At 37.4% G+C, this 21,955-nt stretch carries 25 protein-coding genes and 1 pseudogene; 20 read left to right on the top strand and 6 right to left on the bottom strand.

Translation table 11 applies throughout. The features are described from left to right. Window positions 1-28: 28 nt before the first annotated feature. From ppcA to EUI_RS0103615, 3 genes are all read right to left on the bottom strand, one after another. Window positions 29-1,546: a phosphoenolpyruvate carboxylase gene (ppcA, locus tag EUI_RS0103625; protein ID WP_010016142.1), complete on the bottom strand. Its 1,518-nt coding sequence runs from the start codon at window positions 1,544-1,546 to the stop codon at window positions 29-31. Between the two features lie 215 nt (window positions 1,547-1,761). Continuing rightward, window positions 1,762-3,444 carry a ribonuclease J1 gene (rnjA, locus tag EUI_RS0103620; RefSeq protein ID WP_010016141.1) on the bottom strand — a complete coding sequence of 561 codons (1,683 nt, stop codon included), beginning with the start codon at window positions 3,442-3,444 and terminating at the stop codon, window positions 1,762-1,764. A 2-nt stretch (window positions 3,445-3,446) separates the two neighbouring features. Then, on the bottom strand, window positions 3,447-3,659 hold the full coding sequence (locus tag EUI_RS0103615; RefSeq protein WP_010016140.1) for a DNA-dependent RNA polymerase subunit epsilon: 213 nt from the start codon (window positions 3,657-3,659) through the stop codon (window positions 3,447-3,449). Between the two features lie 154 nt (window positions 3,660-3,813). On the opposite strand from EUI_RS0103615, the gene EUI_RS0103610 reads away from it, so the two are divergent. From EUI_RS0103610 to EUI_RS0103535, 15 genes and pseudogenes are all read left to right on the top strand, one after another. Further along, the gene (locus tag EUI_RS0103610; protein ID WP_010016138.1) at window positions 3,814-4,389 is read left to right on the top strand and encodes an LOG family protein; all 576 of its coding nucleotides are present in this window, start codon (window positions 3,814-3,816) and stop codon (window positions 4,387-4,389) included. A 24-nt stretch (window positions 4,390-4,413) separates the two neighbouring features. Then, window positions 4,414-4,871 (top strand): annotated as a pseudogene (locus EUI_RS0103600) (MarR family winged helix-turn-helix transcriptional regulator). Window positions 4,872-4,975: 104 nt separating this feature from the next. After that, the gene (gene efp, locus EUI_RS0103595) at window positions 4,976-5,536 is read left to right on the top strand and encodes an elongation factor P (RefSeq protein WP_010016134.1); all 561 of its coding nucleotides are present in this window, start codon (window positions 4,976-4,978) and stop codon (window positions 5,534-5,536) included. A 134-nt stretch (window positions 5,537-5,670) separates the two neighbouring features. Further along, on the top strand, window positions 5,671-6,135 hold the full coding sequence (locus EUI_RS0103590; protein WP_010016132.1) for an Asp23/Gls24 family envelope stress response protein: 465 nt from the start codon (window positions 5,671-5,673) through the stop codon (window positions 6,133-6,135). Then, window positions 6,135-6,551: a transcription antitermination factor NusB gene (gene nusB / locus EUI_RS0103585; RefSeq protein WP_010016131.1), complete on the top strand. Its 417-nt coding sequence runs from the start codon at window positions 6,135-6,137 to the stop codon at window positions 6,549-6,551. The genes EUI_RS0103590 and nusB overlap by 1 nt, the downstream gene beginning before the upstream one ends. Window positions 6,552-6,752: 201 nt before the next feature. After that, on the top strand, window positions 6,753-7,550 hold the full coding sequence (locus EUI_RS0103580; RefSeq protein WP_010016130.1) for a TatD family hydrolase: 798 nt from the start codon (window positions 6,753-6,755) through the stop codon (window positions 7,548-7,550). Beyond that, entirely contained in the window at window positions 7,543-8,103 is a 561-nt protein-coding gene (gene rnmV / locus EUI_RS0103575) for a ribonuclease M5 (RefSeq protein WP_010016129.1), read from the top strand. Before EUI_RS0103580 ends, rnmV begins: the two co-directional genes overlap by 8 nt. A gap of 3 nt (window positions 8,104-8,106) precedes the next feature. Continuing rightward, window positions 8,107-8,994 (top strand): 16S rRNA (adenine(1518)-N(6)/adenine(1519)-N(6))-dimethyltransferase RsmA, encoded by an 888-nt coding sequence (gene rsmA / locus EUI_RS0103570; protein ID WP_010016126.1) that lies wholly within the window; start codon window positions 8,107-8,109, stop codon window positions 8,992-8,994. 103 nt (window positions 8,995-9,097) lie between these two features. After that, window positions 9,098-9,331 (top strand): Veg family protein, encoded by a 234-nt coding sequence (locus EUI_RS0103565; RefSeq protein ID WP_010016125.1) that lies wholly within the window; start codon window positions 9,098-9,100, stop codon window positions 9,329-9,331. 49 nt (window positions 9,332-9,380) lie between these two features. Further along, window positions 9,381-10,235, top strand: coding sequence for a metal ABC transporter solute-binding protein, Zn/Mn family (locus tag EUI_RS0103560; protein WP_010016124.1), 855 nt, complete (start codon window positions 9,381-9,383; stop codon window positions 10,233-10,235). Further along, window positions 10,235-10,936 carry a metal ABC transporter ATP-binding protein gene (locus tag EUI_RS0103555; RefSeq protein WP_010016123.1) on the top strand — a complete coding sequence of 234 codons (702 nt, stop codon included), beginning with the start codon at window positions 10,235-10,237 and terminating at the stop codon, window positions 10,934-10,936. The genes EUI_RS0103560 and EUI_RS0103555 overlap by 1 nt, the downstream gene beginning before the upstream one ends. Next, window positions 10,929-11,720: a metal ABC transporter permease gene (locus EUI_RS0103550; protein ID WP_010016122.1), complete on the top strand. Its 792-nt coding sequence runs from the start codon at window positions 10,929-10,931 to the stop codon at window positions 11,718-11,720. Before EUI_RS0103555 ends, EUI_RS0103550 begins: the two co-directional genes overlap by 8 nt. Window positions 11,721-11,821: 101 nt before the next feature. Next, window positions 11,822-12,655 (top strand): pur operon repressor, encoded by an 834-nt coding sequence (purR, locus tag EUI_RS0103545; RefSeq protein ID WP_010016120.1) that lies wholly within the window; start codon window positions 11,822-11,824, stop codon window positions 12,653-12,655. Between the two features lie 6 nt (window positions 12,656-12,661). After that, the gene (gene glmU / locus EUI_RS0103540) at window positions 12,662-14,035 is read left to right on the top strand and encodes a bifunctional UDP-N-acetylglucosamine diphosphorylase/glucosamine-1-phosphate N-acetyltransferase GlmU (RefSeq protein WP_010016119.1); all 1,374 of its coding nucleotides are present in this window, start codon (window positions 12,662-12,664) and stop codon (window positions 14,033-14,035) included. Window positions 14,036-14,208: 173 nt separating this feature from the next. Beyond that, on the top strand, window positions 14,209-14,706 hold the full coding sequence (locus tag EUI_RS0103535) for a hypothetical protein (protein WP_010016118.1): 498 nt from the start codon (window positions 14,209-14,211) through the stop codon (window positions 14,704-14,706). 14 nt (window positions 14,707-14,720) lie between these two features. On the opposite strand, the gene EUI_RS0103530 is transcribed toward EUI_RS0103535, so the two are convergent. Then, window positions 14,721-14,978: a hypothetical protein gene (locus tag EUI_RS0103530; RefSeq protein ID WP_010016117.1), complete on the bottom strand. Its 258-nt coding sequence runs from the start codon at window positions 14,976-14,978 to the stop codon at window positions 14,721-14,723. A gap of 390 nt (window positions 14,979-15,368) precedes the next feature. Here EUI_RS0103530 and EUI_RS0103525 point away from each other — a divergent pair, with 390 nt between their 5' ends. Genes EUI_RS0103525 through holA form a run of 3 tightly spaced genes read left to right on the top strand, consistent with a single transcriptional unit; the run spans window position 15,369 to window position 19,256 of the window. Beyond that, window positions 15,369-15,998, top strand: coding sequence for a helix-hairpin-helix domain-containing protein (locus EUI_RS0103525; protein ID WP_010016116.1), 630 nt, complete (start codon window positions 15,369-15,371; stop codon window positions 15,996-15,998). Then, entirely contained in the window at window positions 15,998-18,286 is a 2,289-nt protein-coding gene (locus EUI_RS0103520; protein WP_010016115.1) for a DNA internalization-related competence protein ComEC/Rec2, read from the top strand. Before EUI_RS0103525 ends, EUI_RS0103520 begins: the two co-directional genes overlap by 1 nt. Next, window positions 18,255-19,256 carry a DNA polymerase III subunit delta gene (holA, locus tag EUI_RS0103515; protein ID WP_010016114.1) on the top strand — a complete coding sequence of 334 codons (1,002 nt, stop codon included), beginning with the start codon at window positions 18,255-18,257 and terminating at the stop codon, window positions 19,254-19,256. The genes EUI_RS0103520 and holA overlap by 32 nt, the downstream gene beginning before the upstream one ends. 70 nt (window positions 19,257-19,326) lie before the next feature. On the opposite strand, the gene rpsT is transcribed toward holA, so the two are convergent. Beyond that, window positions 19,327-19,578 carry a 30S ribosomal protein S20 gene (gene rpsT / locus EUI_RS0103510; RefSeq protein WP_010016113.1) on the bottom strand — a complete coding sequence of 84 codons (252 nt, stop codon included), beginning with the start codon at window positions 19,576-19,578 and terminating at the stop codon, window positions 19,327-19,329. Between the two features lie 49 nt (window positions 19,579-19,627). Further along, on the bottom strand, window positions 19,628-19,897 hold the full coding sequence (gene rpsO, locus EUI_RS0103505) for a 30S ribosomal protein S15 (RefSeq protein WP_010016112.1): 270 nt from the start codon (window positions 19,895-19,897) through the stop codon (window positions 19,628-19,630). A gap of 227 nt (window positions 19,898-20,124) precedes the next feature. Here rpsO and gatC point away from each other — a divergent pair, with 227 nt between their 5' ends. Further along, entirely contained in the window at window positions 20,125-20,433 is a 309-nt protein-coding gene (gatC, locus tag EUI_RS0103500; RefSeq protein WP_010016110.1) for an Asp-tRNA(Asn)/Glu-tRNA(Gln) amidotransferase subunit GatC, read from the top strand. 2 nt (window positions 20,434-20,435) lie between these two features. Next, window positions 20,436-21,902, top strand: a complete 1,467-nt coding sequence (gene gatA / locus EUI_RS0103495; protein WP_010016108.1) for an Asp-tRNA(Asn)/Glu-tRNA(Gln) amidotransferase subunit GatA — start codon at window positions 20,436-20,438, stop codon at window positions 21,900-21,902. The last annotated feature ends 53 nt before the right edge of the window (window positions 21,903-21,955 follow it).

The raw sequence follows: 21,955 nt of genomic DNA, 5'->3' as shown, positions 1-21,955 counted from the left end.
GCCCCTAAGGGCTACGAACAATATGATATTAACCTAAGAAGTGTCTGAGTTGTGCCATACGATTGATTAAAGCTGTGGTAGCAACTGGGGCACCATCTTTGATTTGAACAACTTGTAGTGCAATTTCTGCGTGTTGTTGTTGTTCACGGTTGTGAGGACCAATTTCAAGATTAAAAATGGCTTTGAGTGTCATAATATCTTGTTCTACCTCTGACCAAGCAGGACTTTGGGTTTTCAAAATTTCTAAAGCATCTAAATTAATATAACCTGCTAATTCACGGAAATCTTTTTTCATGCTAGGATAGTTCCGGACAAAAACTGATAAATGATCAGCGTTTAGATTTGCTAATGCACGACCAAAGCCAATAAATTCAGGCGGTATACCAATTGAATAAAATGAGCCTGTAAAGTTAATAGCACGGGGGAGCTCAATGCCATCAACTGATCGTGAGTAACCAAGAACGCCAACGTGTTGGCGACGGTCACGACGCTTAGGAAAAGCTTTGAAGATAGGCTGCATGTCGGGAATTAATTGATCCAGTGTATCTGCATAAAATCGAGCAGATTCCTCAGCCACTTCTGCTAGAATTTTTTGATCATTAGCAGAAATTTTTAATGGTTCAGCATTTGGCAGTTTTTCTTTTAACTCTGTGATGGCTTGTTGTACATCTGCCAATGGAAAATCATAACGGAAAGCGGACTGTACGGTCGCGGTGCGTACACCGGGGAATTCTGTGACGTATCGGTCAATGCGATGTGGTGATAAGCCACCACGGAAAATAGCTGAACCTGTACCAGAAATGGGGTAAATATCGATATTTTCTTCTTTTGCAAACTCATGTAATCTTGCAATGGCAAGTTTATTACCTGTGATTGAACTCATAAATCCGGCGGTTAACGCAGAGTCGGATCCTGCTAAGAATACACGCAGATATTTTGGTCGAAAACCAAAGTGTTCTTCGTGTAACTTAAGATATTCTTTCAAAATTTCAGGCGCGTGTAATTGGGTATTAAAATCCTCGAACAGAGGAATCATTTCAATATAGGGTGTATTTTTGTCAGTTTTTGTGAATTCAACTGACTTAAAGTTGGCTAATTTTTCAAACAATATCTGCATTTCAAGCAACTGGTCTGCACGTTGTGCCATTGGCAATATTGCTTCAAACAAAGGACGTTGATCAAATCCAAGATCATGTGCAAAGTCCTCTGAACTTAAAATAGCAGTCATTGCTTGCATTAAGCTATAGCCTTTTTCTTCCCAAATATTGGGGAAGCGGAAAGTTAGAAATTTATCACGACCAATTTGATTTGTTTTGAAGTAATCATATTCGGTACTAAATAGGCGATCGATGACAGCTGCATCGGCATGCTTACCTTCCCAGTCCCACATATATTCATCAACGTTTAATTCACTAAAATTTTCAAAAGCTTCATTCATCTCACGGTATGCGCTGATAAATGGTTGTTGCGAGGCGTCCCAAAATGGTGCATTTGCATTATCAGGATGTTGCGTACCCATAATAGTAGGGAATTTTCGTTGTGTCATGACGGCTCCTTTGTTTTGTACTTATACCATTTTAGCATACTGATAGGCGTTTAAAAATGGAAATTTGAATTTTTATATAATAAAGTACGTGAAAATTGAAATAACGTTCGGAAATCATGACATTACTTGTCGTATAATCATAAAATTAGCTGTTGGATTGGATAAAATATGAACGAAAAAGCCAAGCATTAAATGAAAAATGCTTGACTACTTATTTAAATCATAATTAACATCGGTAAGACCATGGGTTTACGGGCAGTTTCTTTATATAAAAATCTAGAAAGATCATCAATAACCGCTTGACGAATGTCTGCTTCGCTAACATTCGAATTACTCATCACGCGACGCATTGTTCCAAAAATAACACGGCGACCTTCATTAATCAAATCACCAGATTCACGCATGTAAACGAATCCGCGAGATAAAATATCTGGGCCAGACAAAATTTCTTTTTCTTTTAAATCAATTGTTGCAGTCACGACAACTAAGCCGTCCTGAGACAATTTTTGACGATCATGTAATACAACTGAACCGATATCTCCGATACCCGATCCATCAATGTAGGTATCGTCACCGGGAAAATGACCAGCAACACGGGCATTTTCGCCATCTAAAGCCAAAACATCACCATTTTCTAAAATAAAAGTGTGATCTTTTGGCACATCAAGTTCTTGCGCTAATGATGCGTGAACTTTAAGCATACGATACTCACCGTGGACTGGCATGAAGAATTTTGGCTTCATCAATGCAATCATCAGTTTTTCTTCTTCTTGACCACCGTGACCAGATGTGTGGATGTTATTGACCTTACCATAAATAACATTGGCGCCGCCTTCTTCTAACTTATTGATTACCTGATTGACAGAAGCTGTATTACCAGGGATAGGTGAGGAAGAAAAAATAACATTATCTTTAGGCTTTAGACGAATTTGTTTATGAGTTCCTTCAGCAATTCGCGCTAAAGCTGCCATTGGTTCACCTTGAGAACCAGTGGATAAGATTAATAACTCATCATCTGGAATATGTTTGATTTCTGATTGCTCAACAAGCATATTATCTGGGATATTCAAATAACCTAGCGCGCGACCATTAGTCACAGCTGATTCCATTGAACGTCCAAAGACAGCAATTTTACGACCATGTGCAATAGCAGCATCTGTTGCCATACGAACACGATTCATATTAGAAGCGAATGTAGCAAAAATAATGCGACCATGTTCAATTTTATCAAAAATACGATTGACTGATTTGGCGACCCAAGCTTCTGACTTTGTCCATTCAGGACGTTCAGCGTTAGTTGAATCACTCATCATGAGTAAGACACCATTTTCGCCAATACGAGCCATTGACCAGAGGTTAGGTGGCTGTTTTGTTGTCGGTGTCAGATCAAATTTAAAGTCACCGGTCTCAACAATTGTACCGACGGGTGTATGGATAGCGACACCAAACACATCAGGGATTGAGTGGGTTGTCCGGAAAAACTCAACACTTAATTTATCAAACTCAAGTACTGAACCATCTGTAATTTCGTGCAGTTCAACACGATTTAACATTTGCTTTTCTTCAAGTTTATTCTTGATTAAAGCCATGGCTAAGGGACCAGCATAGACTGGGACGTTAACTGATTGTAAAAAGTAGGAGATGGCACCGATATGGTCTTCGTGTCCGTGCGTAATAACCAATGCCTTGACGCGATCGATATTGTCGACTAAATAAGTATAGTCAGGAATAACATAGTCAATGCCGAGTAAATCATCTTCCGGGAACTTAATACCCGCGTCGACGACAATGATTTCATTTTGATACTCAATACCGTATGTGTTCTTACCGATCTCGCCTAATCCACCTAGCGCATATACTGCGACTTCATTAGGTTTAATATCTACAGAATATGTCATAATTAGAATGTTGTAATTTCGAAGTCAGGGTTGGCTTTTTCGTAAGTCAATGCCTTATCTGTTAATTCTTCGATAGCTTCCACATTATAAGTTGTGTTTTCTTCAATAATTTCCCGTGCTTGTGGCAAACTGTCTGCCGTTAAATAGAGTGAAATCGTTGTTTCACGCTTGGGATTGCGTTCCGGATGTTCTTGGTAATAAACTTTGTAAATCATAATGCCTCCAAAATATAGTAGTTTAATTTAATTTTTCACGAACGAAAACCTATATAATAGTGTACCACATAGCGTATACAAACGGGGGGATTGTCAAAATTATTGCTTGATTATTGTGTATAATATTGTTAGATTTATAGAAAGGAATAATCAAATGACAGTTCAATCTATTGCCGTTTTCATGGGCGCACAATTTGGAAATGATCCACAATATACTGTAATAGCCGAGAAGCTTGGCCAAATAATTGCTGAAAAAAAATTAAAATTGGTTTATGGTGGTGGCAGAGATGGTTTAATGGGGGCGACTGCGCTCAGCACAATGGCCCACGGTGGCGAGGTTATCGGTATAACTCCCAATAATCTCGCCGAAGATGCCATTTCGCCAGAGCAAGTGACGCGGTTAATTGAAGTTGATAATATGTCAGAACGTAAAGACCTGATGATGCGCTATGCGGATGCTTTTGTTGTGCTCCCTGGTGGTTTTGGTACTTTAGAAGAATTGGCACAAGTACTTAGCTGGGCGAAGATAGGTTTACATGACAAACCACTTGTCTTATTAAATATTAATGGTTTTTATGATAGTTTATGGGCTTGGCTAAAGGAAACTGTGACCAACGGTTTTGTGGCTGAACATGAATTACAACATGTTCAGATCTTTGACAATATTGATGATACGTTAGCCTATATGAATCAGTTTAATCTACTAATTCATGAGACGAACGATTATTAATTGTCTGTATAAGCAGGAGAAAAAATGGCAAATTCTGATTTAATGGCTGAGTTTATTAGTGTTTATATGTCATCGCTAAAAAATTTAGAGAAGTTGATTTCACAAGTCAGTTTGGCATATCGTTTGAACAATGGTTAATTATGACTGCAGTGGTGAAAAGTGATCAGGACAGACCACTAACGATGACCAAAATTGCCACTGAACGCGGTGTGACAAAAGGCGCAATTGCGCGACAACTTAAACCGTTGTTTGAACAAGGCTACCTTAATCAAGTGCGAGATGAGCAGGATAATAGACGTATTTTATTAAACGCAACACTTGAGGGACAACGCGTTGAATCGATTATTACACGACGTGTGAACAGTCGTTTTAATGGCTGGTTGAATACTTACGGCCTAGTTGAAGGACAAGCATTATTAAGTACGTTGCGTCGATTAGACGCGTTGATTGTACAACCAGAATTAAATAAAGAGAAACATTGATATATCAACATATTTGTGGTAAAATTCTATTTTGTGTGAAGACTGCAAATATAGTGGTTTTCTGTTATAATAAACTATATTATTAATAAAAGAGGATATTAATCATGGCTATTGGCATGAATGATTTAAAAAATGGTTTGACAATTGAGTATACGAACGGATTATGGCGTGTTTTGGATTTCCAACACGTGAAGCCTGGTAAGGGTGGTGCTTTTGTTCGCTCAAAGTTGAAGAACTTGCGGACTGGTGCTGTTAACGAAGTGACATTCCGTCCTGGAGATAAGTTTGAACAGGCAGATATTACAACACGTCCTATGTCTTATTTATATGCTGAAAATGATGGCCGTGTTTTCATGGATGTTGAAACATATGAGCAAGTCAATTTGCCAGATGATAAAATTGCGTCAGCTTTAAAGTTTTTGCTTGAAGGTATGGAAGTCAAGATTACGATGTATGGTAATGAAATTCTTGGTGCTGAATTACCATCAACAGTACCTTTGAAAATTACTGAAACACAACCTGGTATTAAAGGTGCAACTGCAACAGGTTCAGGAAAGCCAGCAACTTTGGAAACAGGTGCAACTATAACAGTGCCTGATTTTATTAACGAAGGTGAAACAATCATTGTTAATACAGAAGACGGTTCATATAAAGGCCGTGCTTAATTAAAGAGAGCATGATATTAAAATGTCATGTATTTTAATTTTACAGTATGAGTGTTTGAGTAATAGGGAACACGTCTCAAAAAGTTCCCCCCGTGGAACTTTTTATTTTAAAGAATATTTTCGAGGATTAAATAATGGCCAGAGAAATTAAGCGTAATAAGCAGACTGCAAAAAACATTATATTGGCAACTGACAATTCAGTTGTTGGTGGAACGACACAAGTAACGCCAGAAGTCATCGAAGTGGTTGCCCAAATTGCAACGCAAGAGGTACATGGTGTTTATTCAATGCGAGGCACATTATCAGATCGTTTTACGAATGCATTTGGATCTAACGCGCGTGGAAAAGGTGTAGAACTATCACATACTGATGAAGGCTTGGTAATTGACGCCTATGTCTTTTTGCAGTATGGGGTTGTTGTGCCAAAAGTTGCGCTTGAAATTCAACATGCAATTCAATCTCAGATTTCATCGATGACGGATTTGCAGGTCACACAAATAAATGTTCACGTGACTGGTATTGTGCCAGAGAAAATGTCTAGTAGCATTGATCCTGATAATTTATTTGGTGAATCTGGTACAACTGAGGTAGTTAAGTAATGTCTAATTTGACACGGCACGAATCACGTCAAGCAGCGTTTCAAGTTCTGTTTGCGTTAGAAAAAGATCCAAAAAGTAATAACATTGATAAACTATATGACATTGTGTTGGAAGGCAAAGATTATGATGACTACCTGCCACGACTAGTTAATGGTGTTTTGGGTACAAAAGCAGAATTAGACGAGCAAATTTCTGCTCATTTAGCGAATGGATGGGCAATTAATCGTATTAATAAAGCTGATCTTATTATTTTACGGTTGGCAATATATGAGCTATTAAATAATTTGGTGCCTTTTAAGGTGGCCATTGATGAAGCTCTGATATTAACTAAAACTTTTTCAGATGAAGAAAGTCGTAAGTTTGTTAATGGTTTGTTGAAAAACTTTACGCCAGCAGTTGCACCAAAAGTTGAGTAAGTAATTATAAGTCGCATGGCGGCTTTTTTCTTTAATTGTATTCAAATAATAAAATATCGCATGATTCATTAGATTATGCCCTAAATATCTAAAAATTGGAGGAAAAGTTCGGAGAACTGTTTGCGAGACGTTATCTAACGAATAGTAATATTTGTTAGATAAAAAACGTTGACGCAAAAGATTCTTTGTACATTTTAAAATATGGCAATTTATGATTTAACAAAAACACCGGCAGATAGTTATGATACGCATACGCATTTAAATGATGATAAATTATTTCACGATGTGCCAGCTTATATTGGTCGTGCGCATGAGTTTCGCGTAATGGAAATGAATATTGTTGGTTATGATGCTAAAGGCAATGAGAGAGCTTTAGAAATTGCACAAGCACATGATAATATCTATGCAGTATTGGGTTTTCAACCAGAAGACACCGGTGATTTTGATGCTGTTGCTGCTGAAAAACTTGAAAAGCAATTGCAACAAAGTAAAGTTGTTGGTGTCGGTGAAACTGGTTTGGATTATTATTGGGAGACAACGGCACACGATGTTCAAAAAAAGGCTTTTCAAACGCATCTAGCATTGGCTAAAAAATATGATTTACCAATTATTATTCATAACCGTGATGCATTCAAAGATGTTTACGCGATGTTGAAAGATAGCGGTATCACCAAAGGTGTAATGCATAGTTTTTCTGGCACACCAGAACAAGCAATGGCGTTTGTTAATTTGGGGATGCATATCTCATTTAGTGGCGTAGTGACATTTAAAAAAGCTGAAGATGTCCGTGAAGCAGCCAAATCGGTACCTTTAAACCGCCTATTAGTTGAAACTGATGCGCCATATTTAGCACCAACACCATTTAGAGGAAAAGATAATGAACCGGCACTTGTAAAATACATCGTTGATTCGTTAGCAGAAACACTTAGTATGACACCAAAAGAAATAGCAGATATCACACGTCAAAACGCGCATCGTCTTTTCTTAAATCATGATTGAACGGCCACATATTAATGAAATGATTGTGGTTGAAGGTAAATCTGATACCCAAAATTTAGCTCGTGCAGTGGTTGCTGACACAATTGAAACGGGTGGTAGTGCTGTTAACGGTGATGCTGTCCGGCGTGCGCAATATGCAGCAAAAACACGTGGTGTCATTATTCTAACGGATCCTGACTTTAATGGCCAACGTATTCGCCAAGTTATGACCACAGCCGTACCTTCAGCGAAGCAGGCATATATTACGCAAAGTGAAGGTCGCGCGCAGAAAGATAATTGGCATAAATCGCTGGGCGTTGAGCATGCTGAACCAGATACATTACGTCAGGCATTGGCATTTGTTATGACACCTAAAATTGATATAGTAACTGATGTAGATCAGCAATTTTTGTTACAAAATGGTCTATTAAATGGTCGAGATGCTCGAAAGCGTCGCGAAATAGTTGGTGAGTCATTACATATTGGTTATACAAATGGCAAGCAGTTGTTAAAACGCGTGCAACAATTTGGAATCACGCAGATACAAATTTTGGCAGTATTGAAAGGTAAATGACTAATGGCAGAGATAATAGATATTGCAAATCCAACACGAACACAAGCTATTTTAAATGCATACGGTTTGCATGCTAAGAAAAAATTCGGACAAAATTTTTTAACTGACTTAGATGTGTTACATGGTATTGTTGATACTGCAGATATCACGAATGAAGACTATGTTATCGAAATTGGGCCAGGAATTGGGTCTTTAACTGAACAAATAGCACGCGCAGCAAAGAAAGTCTTGGCTATTGAAATTGATACACAAATGGTCAAAGTTTTAGGGGAAACGTTAAAGGACTATGATAATGTTAAGGTAATTGCAGGCGATATTTTAGAGATGAATTTGCGTCAAATTATTACCGAAGAATTTGGTGAAAATGCTCATGTTAAAGTGGTTGCAAACTTACCCTACTACATAACGACACCGATTTTGATGCAGTTATTGCGTACTAACATTACGTGGGATAATATTGTGGTCATGATGCAACGTGAAGTAGCTGATCGATTGAATGCTGACGTGGGAACAAAAGCTTATGGTGTGCTAACTTTAACGATCCAGTATTTTGCAAATGCTCAGTTGGCGATAGAAGTACCGGCAACAGCATTTAATCCAGCACCCAAAGTTGAGTCAGCAGTAGTCAAACTGACACCGTTAGTACCGCAAGTCATTGTTGATCAACCTGAGAGATTATTTGGTGTTATTAAGGGTAGCTTCTCGCATCGACGTAAAAGTCTTTGGAATAATATGTTGCAAACTTATGGCAAAGATATATATATTAAGGAAAAAATAACAGCAGCTCTAAAACAAGCGGATATCGATCCTTCCATACGTGCAGAACGTTTAAATTTAACACAACTAACAACATTATATTTAGCTTTACGCGAACAAAAGTTAACGCAATAACTGTATATTTTTTCATGATTGAGTTTGATTATACAGTCCAATTTGCAATTAAAGCTTATTTGTGTTATACTTAAATAAGTTTTTCACGAAAGGTGGTATAAAAATGCCAAGTAGTTTGCAAGACATTAAGATTAAACTCGACGCCCACGTTGGCGAAGCCGTTACAGTGGTTGCACAAGCCGGACGTAAAAAGATTACAGAACGAACCGGTGTGCTACGTTCAACGTTTCCTTCTCTGTTTGTTGTCGAACTAGATGAAGAAGCTAAGTTTGAACGCGCGTCATACAGTTATACCGACATTTTAACGAATAATATTGATATTACTTTTGCTGAATAAATAAAATGCCCTATTGGGCTTTTTTTGTAGTTGTGAGATAATTTAGGTTATGAAAAAACAAGTGCTTTATGCTATTTTAACGATTTCTCTTATACCAATTGGTATTTTTTTAATTGGCATGAAAATGACGGTTGCAACTCGCCCGTCACACCATGTACCTGTTCAAATTGTGACTGATAATGTGGCTTATCAGCAAATAGCGCAAGCAGTTGCTGATACAAGTGGACATGTGTCATTATTGTCGGGTAGTTTAGCACAAGATAATGAAAAATCAATTTTCAAAAATGCAGAGATTCTCGTTACTGATAGTCATCAAAATCAGTTACTAACACAACGACGTAATTTGAAATTACACTCTAAGTTATTAGTAGCAAGCGATGTAGTCAAAAATCAAGCTTATGCAAATTATTGGCTAAGTCCAGAGATTACTTTGAGGACAATTGCGCGGTTGTCTGATTTGCTGAGCGATTTAGACCCTAGAAATCGTAATAATTATATGACTAACAGTCAAAAATTAAACGATCAAACGCAAGCATTGTCTAATGGTATTGAAGCTTTAAAACAAGAAAAAAACGTGCATTATATTGCGACAAATAATGCGCAACAAGTGTTCATGACACAACTAAACTATATTTCGGATGTCTCAAATATCGAAACTACCTCAGATGAAGATTTTGATAAGCTGGCCAAGCGAATACGTGACAAACAAGTTCGCTTTGTATTGACTGCAAGTCAGGATCAATCTGATCGAGATCGACATTTAGTGGCGTTAGCAAAAAATGCTAACATACCAGTCATTACTTTTAATCAGGTGTTACCATCGAATCAAAAAGTATGGCAATGGCAGTTGACATTTGTTGAACAACTGCAGGCAGTTTTCAAACCAGTGGAAAGTGGTAAATAATGGGTATCATACGGACAAAAGACTTTGGTATTCGATATGGTGAAAAAAGCATACTAGCGCACGTTAATATTGATGTGCCAACGGGGCGCTTTTTTGCTTTATTAGGTGAAAATGGTGCTGGAAAAACAAGTTTTGTTAAAGCACTTATTGGTCAAAATCAGCAAACTGATGGTGAATTAAAGTTAAATACAAATCGCGTCGGATTTGTACCACAATTTCGTGATATAACACGTGACTTTCCTTTGAATATAGCTGAATTTGTGGCTTTAAATTATAATAAAGGTTGGCGCTTGTGGCTGAATAAACGAGAAAAAGCAGCGGTATACTCAGCGCTAAAATTGATGGATTTGGCAGATATAAGTGACAAACGATTGGGTTTAGCATCTGGTGGACAAAAGCAACGGGCATTTGTGGCACAAGCACTTGTTCAACAACCAAACTTGTTAATATTAGATGAATCCACCGCAAGTTTAGACCATGAACATAAAATACGATTATTACAGACTATTAAGCAGTTACAAGAAACACAACATTTAACAGTTTTATTTATCACACATGAATTAGAATTAGTGGCGCAGTTTGCCGATGGCTATTTGCTTTTTGAAAATGGGCATGTAACCCAAGGAGAAGTAGATGAACTGCAGTCATTAACCATGAAAATGACGCATATTCATGCGGAAGATGAGGTGCGTCATGTTTAGTTACGATTTTATGCAAAATGCTTTTATGGCAGGAACAGTTGTCAGCATTGTTGCGGGTATTGTTGGTACATTTGCTGTCGCGCGCAACTATGCTTTTCTAACACATACTTTAAGTGAAATTGGATTTGCCGGCGCAGCTTTTGGTTTATTTGCTGGTTGGCCAGCACTGCTTGGCATGATGATTGCAACAAGCGGGGCATCATTAGCGATTGGGGCATTAGAATCAGGGTACACAAAACGTGATAATGTTACAAGCGCAATCTCGGCATTGGCTATTGGGCTAGGGATTTTATTTTTAGCACTTGGACATACAAGTACGACAGCCGCCACTGGTATTTTATTTGGGTCAGTGTTAGGTATTAGTCGACAAAATTTGTTATTGTTAATTGTGTTAGCAATTTTTGTTATTGTCACATTACTGATTAATTATCGTTCATTACGGCAATTGGCATTTGATGAAGCTGGTATTTTCCTACAAAGCGGGCGTCAAAAAGCAGTACGCTATATTTTTTTAGTGATAATTGCATTGTCGGTCAGTATCTCATCACAACTTGTTGGATCACTGTTAATTTTCGTATTGGTAACATTGCCTGCTGCAAGTGCTAAATACTATGCAACAGCTACTACAAGATTAATGGTTCTAGCCGTTATATTTGCTTTATTTGGTACTTGGTCTGGCTTATCACTGGCCTATCTAACAAATTTACCAGCTAGTTTTTTTATTGCAGTGATTGAAGTTTTAATTTATTTAGTTTCTGTTTGGCAGTTTCAAAAAAATGCTTAAATACCGAACGTTAATGTTTTAAAAGTGTTATAATTAATCTTAAATACTAATATTTATAAAGGAGAATACGTGCTGATTTGTTTATAGCACGTTTATACATCATGAAAACACGTCGTTCGGATCGCCTTGTTGATATGGCGCGCTACATGCTTGAGCGCCCTCGTACACTCATTTCTTTGTCCTATTTTGCTAAGCGGTATGATTCTGCTAAGTCTTCTATTTCCGAAGACTTATCCATTTTAAAAAGGACATTTCAGGAACGCGGAACAGGTTTACTAGAAACTGTCCCTGGTGTTGCCGGTGGCGCACGCTTTATACCGTTTATGGCTGAGGACGAAGCAAAAATTTTTATTGAAGAAATACGTCAATATGTCAATGATGAAACACGTGTGTTACCTGGTGGATATGTTTATTTGTCAGATTTGTTAGGTCGCCCGGACATTTTACGTCAAGTTGGTCGGTTAATTGCCACACAGTATTTACGTGATAACATTGATGCAGTCATGACGGCAGCTACCAAAGGTGTGCCACTAGCACAAGCAGTGGCCGAGCAATTAAATGTACCTTTTGTAATCGTTCGTGATGATGCTAAAGTCACAGAGGGACCAACAGTTTCTGTGAACTATTTGACAGGATCTTCAAAACGTGTTGAAAAAATGGAATTATCTCGTCGTTCGTTACGTACAGGATCTCGTGTCTTAATCGTTGATGATTTTATGAAAGCTGGTGGTACCATTCAAGGTATGCAAACGCTTGTCAGTGAATTTGATGGCACAGTTGTTGGCACAGCTGTGTTTGCTGAAGGTAGATCAGCAACACGCCTGCTCGATCGCTTTACATCGTTGCTACATGTGGACACAAATCTTAAAAATGGCGATCCGATTATAGTTACTGCTGGTAATTACGCAAAAGAAATTTATAAACGCGAGGCATAGTTAGTTATGATTGATGAAGTAAACGTTTTAGTATTGGCAGCTGGCAATGGATCACGTATGAAGTCAAACGCTCCGAAAGTGTTACATGATGTTGCTGGCCAAATGATGATTGATTGGGTGTTAGATGCAGTTGAACCACTCTCAAAAAATAAACCAATCACAGTCATTGGTGTTGGCGCTGAAAGTGTTCAGGCACATGTTGGGTCGCGTAGTGAATTTGTTTTGCAGTCTCAACAACTTGGCACTGGTCATGCTGTTCAGCAAGCACAATCACAACTCGAATCAAGCCATGGTGTGACACTTATTATGTCAGGTGATACGCCAATGTTTCGTTCCGAAACGTTGTCAGAATTTATCGATGAGCATAAGAGGTCTAACAACGCAGTAACTGTCTTGACTGCTATTGCAGATGATCCGACTGGTTATGGTCGAATCGTACGCGCAGATGATGATACTGTAATGAAGATAGTCGAACAAAAGGATGCTAGCGTGACAGAGCGCCGTATTCGAGAAGTTAACACGGGCGTGTATATTTTTGATAATCAATTATTATTTGAATCACTATCACAAGTAAAAAATAATAATGCGCAGGGTGAATATTATTTACCAGACACGTTAGATATTTTGCGTCAGTCTGGCCATCAAATTGGTGCCTATACTTTACAGAATTTCACCGAATCTCAAGGAGTCAATGACCGTGTGGCTTTGTCTGTTGCAAATCAAGTCATGCATGAACGTATTAATCATCAGTTGATGATTGCGGGCGTTGAATTGGTAGATCCAGCTAGTACGTTTATCGATGCAACAGTGGTTATTGGTCAAGACACATTGATTGAAGGTGGCGTAACCATTCTAGGACAAACAGTGATTGGAAAAAATAACTTGATAACTCAGGGATCACGCATTTCTGATAGTTGCATTGGTGATGATAATGTGATTACCTCATCACACCTAGAAAGTGCGCGGTTAGCTAATAGCGTAACTATTGGTCCATACGCACATTTGCGACCACAAGCAAATCTTGGCGATAAAGTGCACGTTGGTAACTTTGTTGAAGTGAAACAAGCAACATTGGCTGCTAATACTAAGGCGGGTCATTTGACATATATAGGAAATGCAACTATTGGTGAGGACGTCAATATTGGTGCGGGCACAATTTTTGTTAATTACGATGGTGTCAATAAGTTCAGTACAGTAGTTGGTGATCGTGCCTTTATTGGTTCAAACACGAAAATTGTTGCGCCAGTGAATATTGCTAGTGAAGCTATCACAGCAGCTGGATCAACTATTACAAATGATGTACCTGGTCATGCTATGGCAATTGCTAGAGCTCGCCAAATTAACAAGGAAAATTTTTGGGATTATATGCCACATAAATAATACTCAAATATAATTTTTAAAAATAAAAAGCACGACTATGTCATCTGAACATAATACAGTGCTTTTTTCGTATAATAACTGAAGAATAATGCCACTTGAATGCTTGGTTGTAACCTTATTCAATAACTATTCTATGGTAAACTAATATTGACATAATTTAAAAGGATGAAACCATGCAAATTACAGGTGAAAAGGCATTAGAAAATATTTCGGAAGATGCTATTTATTTTTATAAAGAAAATATTTTAGATGGTGATCATATTGCCTTGGATAATCTTTTTATGATATTAGATGAACATATTCATGATGATAATTTTATTCATATTGCGGGTGAAATTAACGGTGGTATAACCGAGGGTGGTACAACGCTAACCTTAGAAACTAATATTGTGAACTTGCCATTGCGTTACACAAACCAATTAAAAAAATTGATTTGGCCGGAAAAAGAAGATAATCAAGTTAATATATACATGATTATTGAAAATGTTGATGTGAGTCAATCAAATTTGAAAATTGCATTGGCAAGTTCAGTTGCTGCGTATTTAGATGATGATGCTAGTGTTAAAATAAAAATGTCACAGTGGTTTGATGAACAATTGGCTAATATTGTGATTGCACAAAATCAAATTGAAGAGAATGACGCGTCAGACAATAAAACAAGCGATAATTAAGATTATCGCTTGTTTTATGCATCGTATTCAATTTTACCCGTAATCCGTGATTGCTGTTCACCATTCAAATAAGTAAAGTCTAGTATGTGGTGTGATACAGTCGATTTTACACCATAAAGTTCACCTAAATCATAGGTTTCAATGACGTATTTTGCCATCATTTTTTTAGAATCAGCGTTAGAATCTGGTATATAAACGTCAGCAAGATCAGTGTATTTAGGATTAGCAATTCGGCTAATATCGTGCTTTTCTAGTTTTGTTAATTTTATCATGTGTCTATTATAACAGGTTATAAGACATGGATGAGTGGTATAATTTTTTTAAATGATGAATTTATTTTTGACTATTATTGAGAAGTTTGGTATACTATCTGTATGCGATGAGTCGAAGCGCTTGAAAAATTAGCGCCGAAGGCGGCCTGCCGTGTTAAATCACAAGTCTCGTATAGACGCAGGTGTTAATGGTGGTTGTGGAACCTCATTTTCTCACTATGACTAACAGTGCTTGCACTGCAGTGACGCGACTTTACTACTGATGTGACAATTAGTAGTCGCCCGCAGGAGCGAATCCTGCATGCCAAACTAACACCTAACAATAATTTGTTAGGTGTTTTTTAGTGACATGATCTGTTTAAACGTATCATGTTTTCAGAGGTGATACATGTGATAGATAAATTGGATGTAATCAAAGATAAATTAGCAGTCTATAAAATTTGGTTATTGTTAGGTGGCATTATTTTGATTGGCTGCATAATTATGATTGTCATTAAGCAGCCTAAAGAAGTAGCAGTGCCAACTGCATACAGTATGAGTAGCACAAGTAGCTCAGCTGCCGCCACTTCAATTAGTTCCAAGACAGCGGTTATGATTGATGTCAAAGGTGCTGTTAAAAATCCAGGTGTGTATGATATTGTCAATTCACCACGTGCACAAACTGCTATTGCAAAAGCAGGTGGGTTGACACATGAAGCTGATACCATAAAATTGAATTTAGCTCAAAAATTATCTGATGGACAAATGCTATATGTGCCGGTAATTGGTGAAGTGGCTTCAAATAAAGTTACCGTTGATCAACAAGGAGCTGAATCAGGTCAAGAAATGACTAAAATTAATTTAAATACCGCAACTGCTGAAGAATTACAGACACTGGAGGGTGTCGGTGAAAAAAAAGCGGAACAGATTATTGCTTATCGTGAAGCGCATGATGGTTTTAAAAAATTAGATGAAATTAAAGAAGTTTCTGGTATAGGGGCGAAACGTTTTGAGACACTGCAGGATAAAATAACAATATAATGATTAATCGATCCTTTTTGATAGTGAGTTTGCTGATTGCGACCATGGGTGGTTGTATTTATCGTTTTAATGGTGTAACAATTGTTTTGTTAGTATTAGTGGTTGTCATTTCTTGCTTTAACTTGAATAAGTGGTTTGTGATGATTGCTATCAGTTTAGGTACATCTTTTTTGCTATATTTTATCCACGATGCGCATGAGTTACGCATGCAGTCGTTACAACCTGATCAAGAATCTGTTCAAATTAGTGGTGTTATTTTACCTGATGAAATTACCATTGATGGTGATAATTTAATTACTAATGCACGTTTAGATGGTAATAAACATATTGTTCGATTGTATGCTAAACTAACTTCTGAATCTGAAAAACAAGTGTGGTTATCTCAAAAAAATATTGTTCATTTTGACGCCACATGTGACTTATCACGTATTAAATCGCCAACAAATTTTAACCAGTTTGATGCACAAAAGTATTATGAGACAAAGCATATCACACACCAAGTAACTATCAAGTCGTGGCAAGTGAAGTCGATCAATTCAAAAAAAATTTGGCAAAAATGTCGCTATCAATTACATATATGGCATGCACGAGGCATTCAAAATGCGGCAAAGTTACCGCAACCGTTAAGCGATTATGCACAAGCACTTATTTTAGGAACGACGCCGCAATCACTTTATGATAATAATCCAGGTGTACAAACATTGGGACTAATTCATTTATTTAGTGTGTCTGGTTTTCACGTATCTTATGTATTAATGCTTCTCATGGCGGTTCTGCGAAGACTTTATGTACCACAAGAAGTATCTGCTTGGTTGGGCGCATTACTTTTGGTTAATTATTTTGTGTTTGCTGGTGAGCCCACAGTACTTGTACGTGCTTTGATTGCTGGACTAATTATGATGACGCGTTTGGCAGGATGCCAACGTATGCCAGCTGAAAGCGTTTGGGCAGTAAGCTTATTGGGCAGCCTGATTTATGAGCCGGGTATCTTACTCACACTGGGTGGGCAATTATCTTTTGCCATGACATTTTGTTTACTATTTACGACAAAATTAAATTTTTGGCAGGTTAACTTGTTATTAAGTGCCGTTAGTTTGCCACTTATTGTTAGCCAACAATATACATGGCATGTATTGCAAACCTTTGTGAATTTTGCGGCAATACCAATATTTAGTGTCGTCATTGTGCCTGCAGTGATGGTCGGTTTTATTGGGCAAACAGTACCATTTGTGACTCATTTAATGAACAGCATTATTGGATTATTTGCTCATAGTGTTGACTTTATTGCGACACTACCTGGTAATTTAATTATTGGGAAGTTATCTTGGTTTGTATCAATCATTCTGTTTTTAGTGGCGTTGTTATTATTTGTAACAGAAAAAAAGATTGCCCAATGGGCAAGAGTGGCGTGGATAATGTTACTAGGTATTGTGTTACTTTGGACACGCTTTCCAGTACATGGTGAATTTTCAATTTTTGATATTGGGCAGGGGGATGCTACATTGATTTGTGAACCCTTTAAGCGTTCCGTAACTTTGATTGATACAGGCGGGCAAGTGACGTTTGGTTCAAAACAAAAGTGGCAAGAACAAGCTTTTCAGCGAACCAAAGGTGAAACAGTTATTGTGAATTACTTGCATAGCCAAGGTATTAGTCATATAGACAATCTTGTATTAACACATCAAGATTTTGATCATATTGGTGATGCGAAAATAATGCTACAAAAAATCAGAGTTAATCATGTTATTATACCGGCAGGTATGGCGGCACAACAGGCATTTGCAAAAGAAATAAAGCCGTATCTTAAGAAAACGCACGTTATTGAGGTTACTCAAGGTATGATGATACCAAAAATGCCATTGCATATTGTTCATCCGTTTCAAGTAGGAAAGGCAGAAAACGAAGATTCCATTGCACTATATGGTAACATTGGCGGTCAAAATATTTTTACGGCAGGTGATTTAAATCAAGCAGGTGAGTCAGCAATTGCTGCTAAATATCCTAATATGCGTGTCGATATTTTAAAATTAGGGCACCATGGTTCTAAAACGTCTTCTAATCCAGCAGTTATCAAGCAATGGCAACCTAAAGTAGGCATCGTGTCAGCAGGTCGTAATAATAGGTATCATCATCCACATATGGAGACACTAAAAACAATTCAAGATCAACAGATGACACTGTTTAATACACAAACTCATGGTATGATTAGATATAATTATACAAGGAAAAAAGGTCAATTTGAGGTGAAATTAAATCATGAACTTGCAACAACTACAACAACAAATTAAAAATAAGGCCTTAGCTAATTTTTATGTCGTGACTGGAAATGAAGACATTCTCATTTACCGTGCACAACAGGCTTTTAGACAACTTATTCAATCGGCAGACCGTGATATGAATTATTCGCAATTTGACCTGATTGATCAGGCTTTAGATGATGTTATTAGTGATGCGATGTCAATGCCTTTTTTTGGTGATCGCCGTGTTGTAGTTGTTCAAAATCCCGAATTTTTGACAGCTAAGGGTAAAATTTCTGTTCAAAATCAAGAACAACTTGTCAAATTATTAGAAAAACCGATTGCTGAAAATATTGTTGTTTTTTTTATTAATGACTTAAAAATTGATAAACGTAAAAAAATTACTAAAACGCTATTAAAATACGCAGAAAATATTGAATTACCAGCATTAAATGAATCACAATCAAGGCAAGCAATTACCCAAGAGCTACAGCAACGGGCCTATAAAATCGAACAGCATGCCTTGCAGGAATTAATTTTGCGAACAAATGCGCACTATACTGCAATGAAAAATGAATTACCTAAATTAATCGCGTATGCAACACATACCAAAAATATTTCATTGGAGGCAGTAACGACTTTAGTACCCAAGACTTTAACAGCGACTATTTTTGATCTTGTTGATGCTGTAATGACACGACAGCCTAAAAAATCTTTGTTGATTTATAGAGATTTATTACAAAATGGTGAACCCGCTTTGCGGATTAATGCAGTACTGACGGGGCAATTTCGATTATTGTTGCAAATTGCAGGTTTGAAGGGCACGGAACAAGATATGAGTAAGGAATTAGGCATACATCCATACCGTATTAAACTAGCGCGCCAAATGTTAAAGAAGTATCTGCTACCATCACTTAGAGATAGCTATCTGGGTATGGTGGGTATTGAGGTGAAATTAAAATCAACAAATCAAGAACCAGCGCTATTATTTGAACGTTTTATATTAAAAAATACTTTATAAGAGAACAAAAAAACGACTTAACCGTCACGCCAATTTAGGAATGATGTTGAAAGTCGTTTTTTATTTGTTTTTACTTAACATACTTAGCTAAACGTGACTTTTCACGTGAAGCTTTGTTCTTCTTGATCAAACCCTTTGAATAGGCGTGGTCAATAGCAGAAGAAGCAGTCTTGTATAATTCTGCTAAATTGTCTTCACCAGCAGCTGAAGCTTTTTCAAAACGCTTAACAGCTGTACGGTAAGCACTAAGTTGTGGTTCGTTACGATCGTGTTGCTTTTTCGTTAGACGAACACGTTGAATTGCTGATTCAATAACAGGCATATGTCTTTTCTCCTTAAATTTGATACGAGGCTTTCATGTAATCCTAAGATTAACGACGCAAACCTAAGCGTTGGATTAATTCACGGTAACGTTGAATGTCAGTATTTCGGAGGTAACGTAATAAGTTACGACGACTACCAATCTTCTTCATCAAACCACGTTGTGAGTGGAAATCATGCTTGTGAATTGCCATGTGTGTATTCAACTCGTTAATGTCAGCAGTTAAAACTGCGACTTGTACTTCAGCTGAACCTGTATCGCCTTCGTGACGAGCATATTCATTGATGATTTCGTTCTTACGTTCTTGTGTAAGGGCCATAATAATATCCACCTTTCTAAAATGTCGCCAAAGACTGTGTGAAGCGACGGTGAGACGCTAAACAAAGTACTTGGTCATGTTGTTTTTACAACAAATTTAATTATACGCGAAAATTCGTAAAATGCAAGCGTAGAGAGCGTCAGAGTTATGGTAAAATAAATAGGTATATATTGTCATGTGCGTTGAACATGTAGTTAAACAACAAACACGCTTAAAGGAGTAAGTAAATGTCTGAAACAACAATTTCAAAATCAGAAGTTGCACACGTTGCTAATTTAGCCAAATTAGCGTTTGATGACGCTGAATTAGTGCAATTCACAACCCAGTTAGATAATATTTTAAATATTTTTGATACATTGGGTGAGGTTAACACAGATGGTGTGGCGCCAACATATTCGGTAACTGAAAATGTGAATCATTTACGTGAAGATGTGGCAGATAATTGGCATCAAAAGCAAGCATTATTAAAAAATGCACCATTAGAGGCAGCAGACTTAATTAAAGTGCCAGCAATCTTAGATGGTGAGGGAGAATAATCATGACAATTAATTTTTTTGATAATGACTTAACTTCTTTGCATGAAAAATTAGTTAACAAAGATATCAGTACTGTTGATTTGACCCAAGCAACTTTAGAAAATATTGCAAAAACAGACAGTGAATTACAAGCTTTCATTAGAACTAACTCGGATGAAGCTTTACTACAAGCAAAGAAAATTGATGAGCAACACGATTTTTCTAATATGTTGTCTGGCTTGCCATTGGCATTAAAAGATAATTTGGCAACAAATGGTATTGAAACAACGGGTGCGTCACATATTTTAGAAGGTTTTAAACCAGTTTATGATGCGACTGTTGTTTCTAAGTTAAGCACAGCAGGCGCGATTTCTGTTGGTAAAACTAACATGGATGAATTTGCTATGGGTGGCTCAACTGAGACATCATACTATAAAAAAACAGCGAATGCATGGGATCATACGAAAGTTCCTGGTGGCTCATCTGGTGGTTCAGCAGCAGCAGTTGCTGGTGGGCAGATTCCCTTTGCGTTGGGATCGGATACAGGTGGTTCAATTCGTCAACCAGCAGCATTCAATGGTATCGTTGGCTTAAAGCCAACTTACGGACGGGTTTCACGTTGGGGACTGTTTGCCATGGCTTCATCTCTAGATCAAATTGGCCCTTTTACACGAACTGTTAAAGATAATGCTTTGGTTTTAAATACGATTGCTGGCTTTGATGAAAAAGATTCAACGTCATCAAAACGTGATGTACCTGATTTTACTTCGAAGTTAACAGGTGATGTCAAAGGTTTAAAAATTGCAGTACCCAAAGAATATTTTGGTGAAGGAATCGATCCTAAAGTTGCGACAACAGTTAAAGCAGCTATTGCGCAACTTGAATTAATGGGTGCAACAGTTGACGAAGTTAGTTTACCACACACTAAGTATGGTGTAGCTGCATATTATATCATTATGTCTTCTGAGGCTTCTTCAAACTTGCAACGTTATGATGGTGTCCGCTATGGTTTTCGGGCAGATGATGTCAAAAACTTAGAAGATTTGTATATTAAGACACGCTCTGAAGGGTTTGGAGATGAAGTTAAGCGTCGTATTATGCTTGGCACATTTTCACTTTCAGCAGGGGCGTATGATGCGTTCTTCAAAAAAGCAGCAAAAATAAGAACGTTATTAATTGAAGACTTTAATAAGGTTTTTGCCGATTATGATGTGATTGTTGGACCGACAGCACCAACAGTGGCTTATGGTTTGGGTGAAGAAATTGATGATCCAACGGCAATGTATTTAGCAGATGTCTTGACCATTCCAGTTAATTTAGCTGGATTACCCGGTATGTCAGTAAATGCTGGATTTGTCGATGGGTTACCAGTTGGTTTGCAAATTATTGGTAAACCATTTGACGAAGTAACGGTTTACCAAACAGGCTATGCTTTTGAACAGGCTAGTCGTTTGTTTGAACAACGACCAAATATTGCTAAGAAATATTAAGCTAAGAGGGAGGAAACGCCTTTACTAGATGTATTAATGATGTTATAGTAAAG

This window comes from Leuconostoc gelidum subsp. gelidum KCTC 3527, from assembly GCF_000166715.1.
GTDB classification, from domain to species: Bacteria; Bacillota; Bacilli; order Lactobacillales; family Lactobacillaceae; genus Leuconostoc; species Leuconostoc gelidum.
Note: the sequence above shows the minus strand (reverse complement) of the source record. Positions and strands in the feature narration are given on the sequence as shown.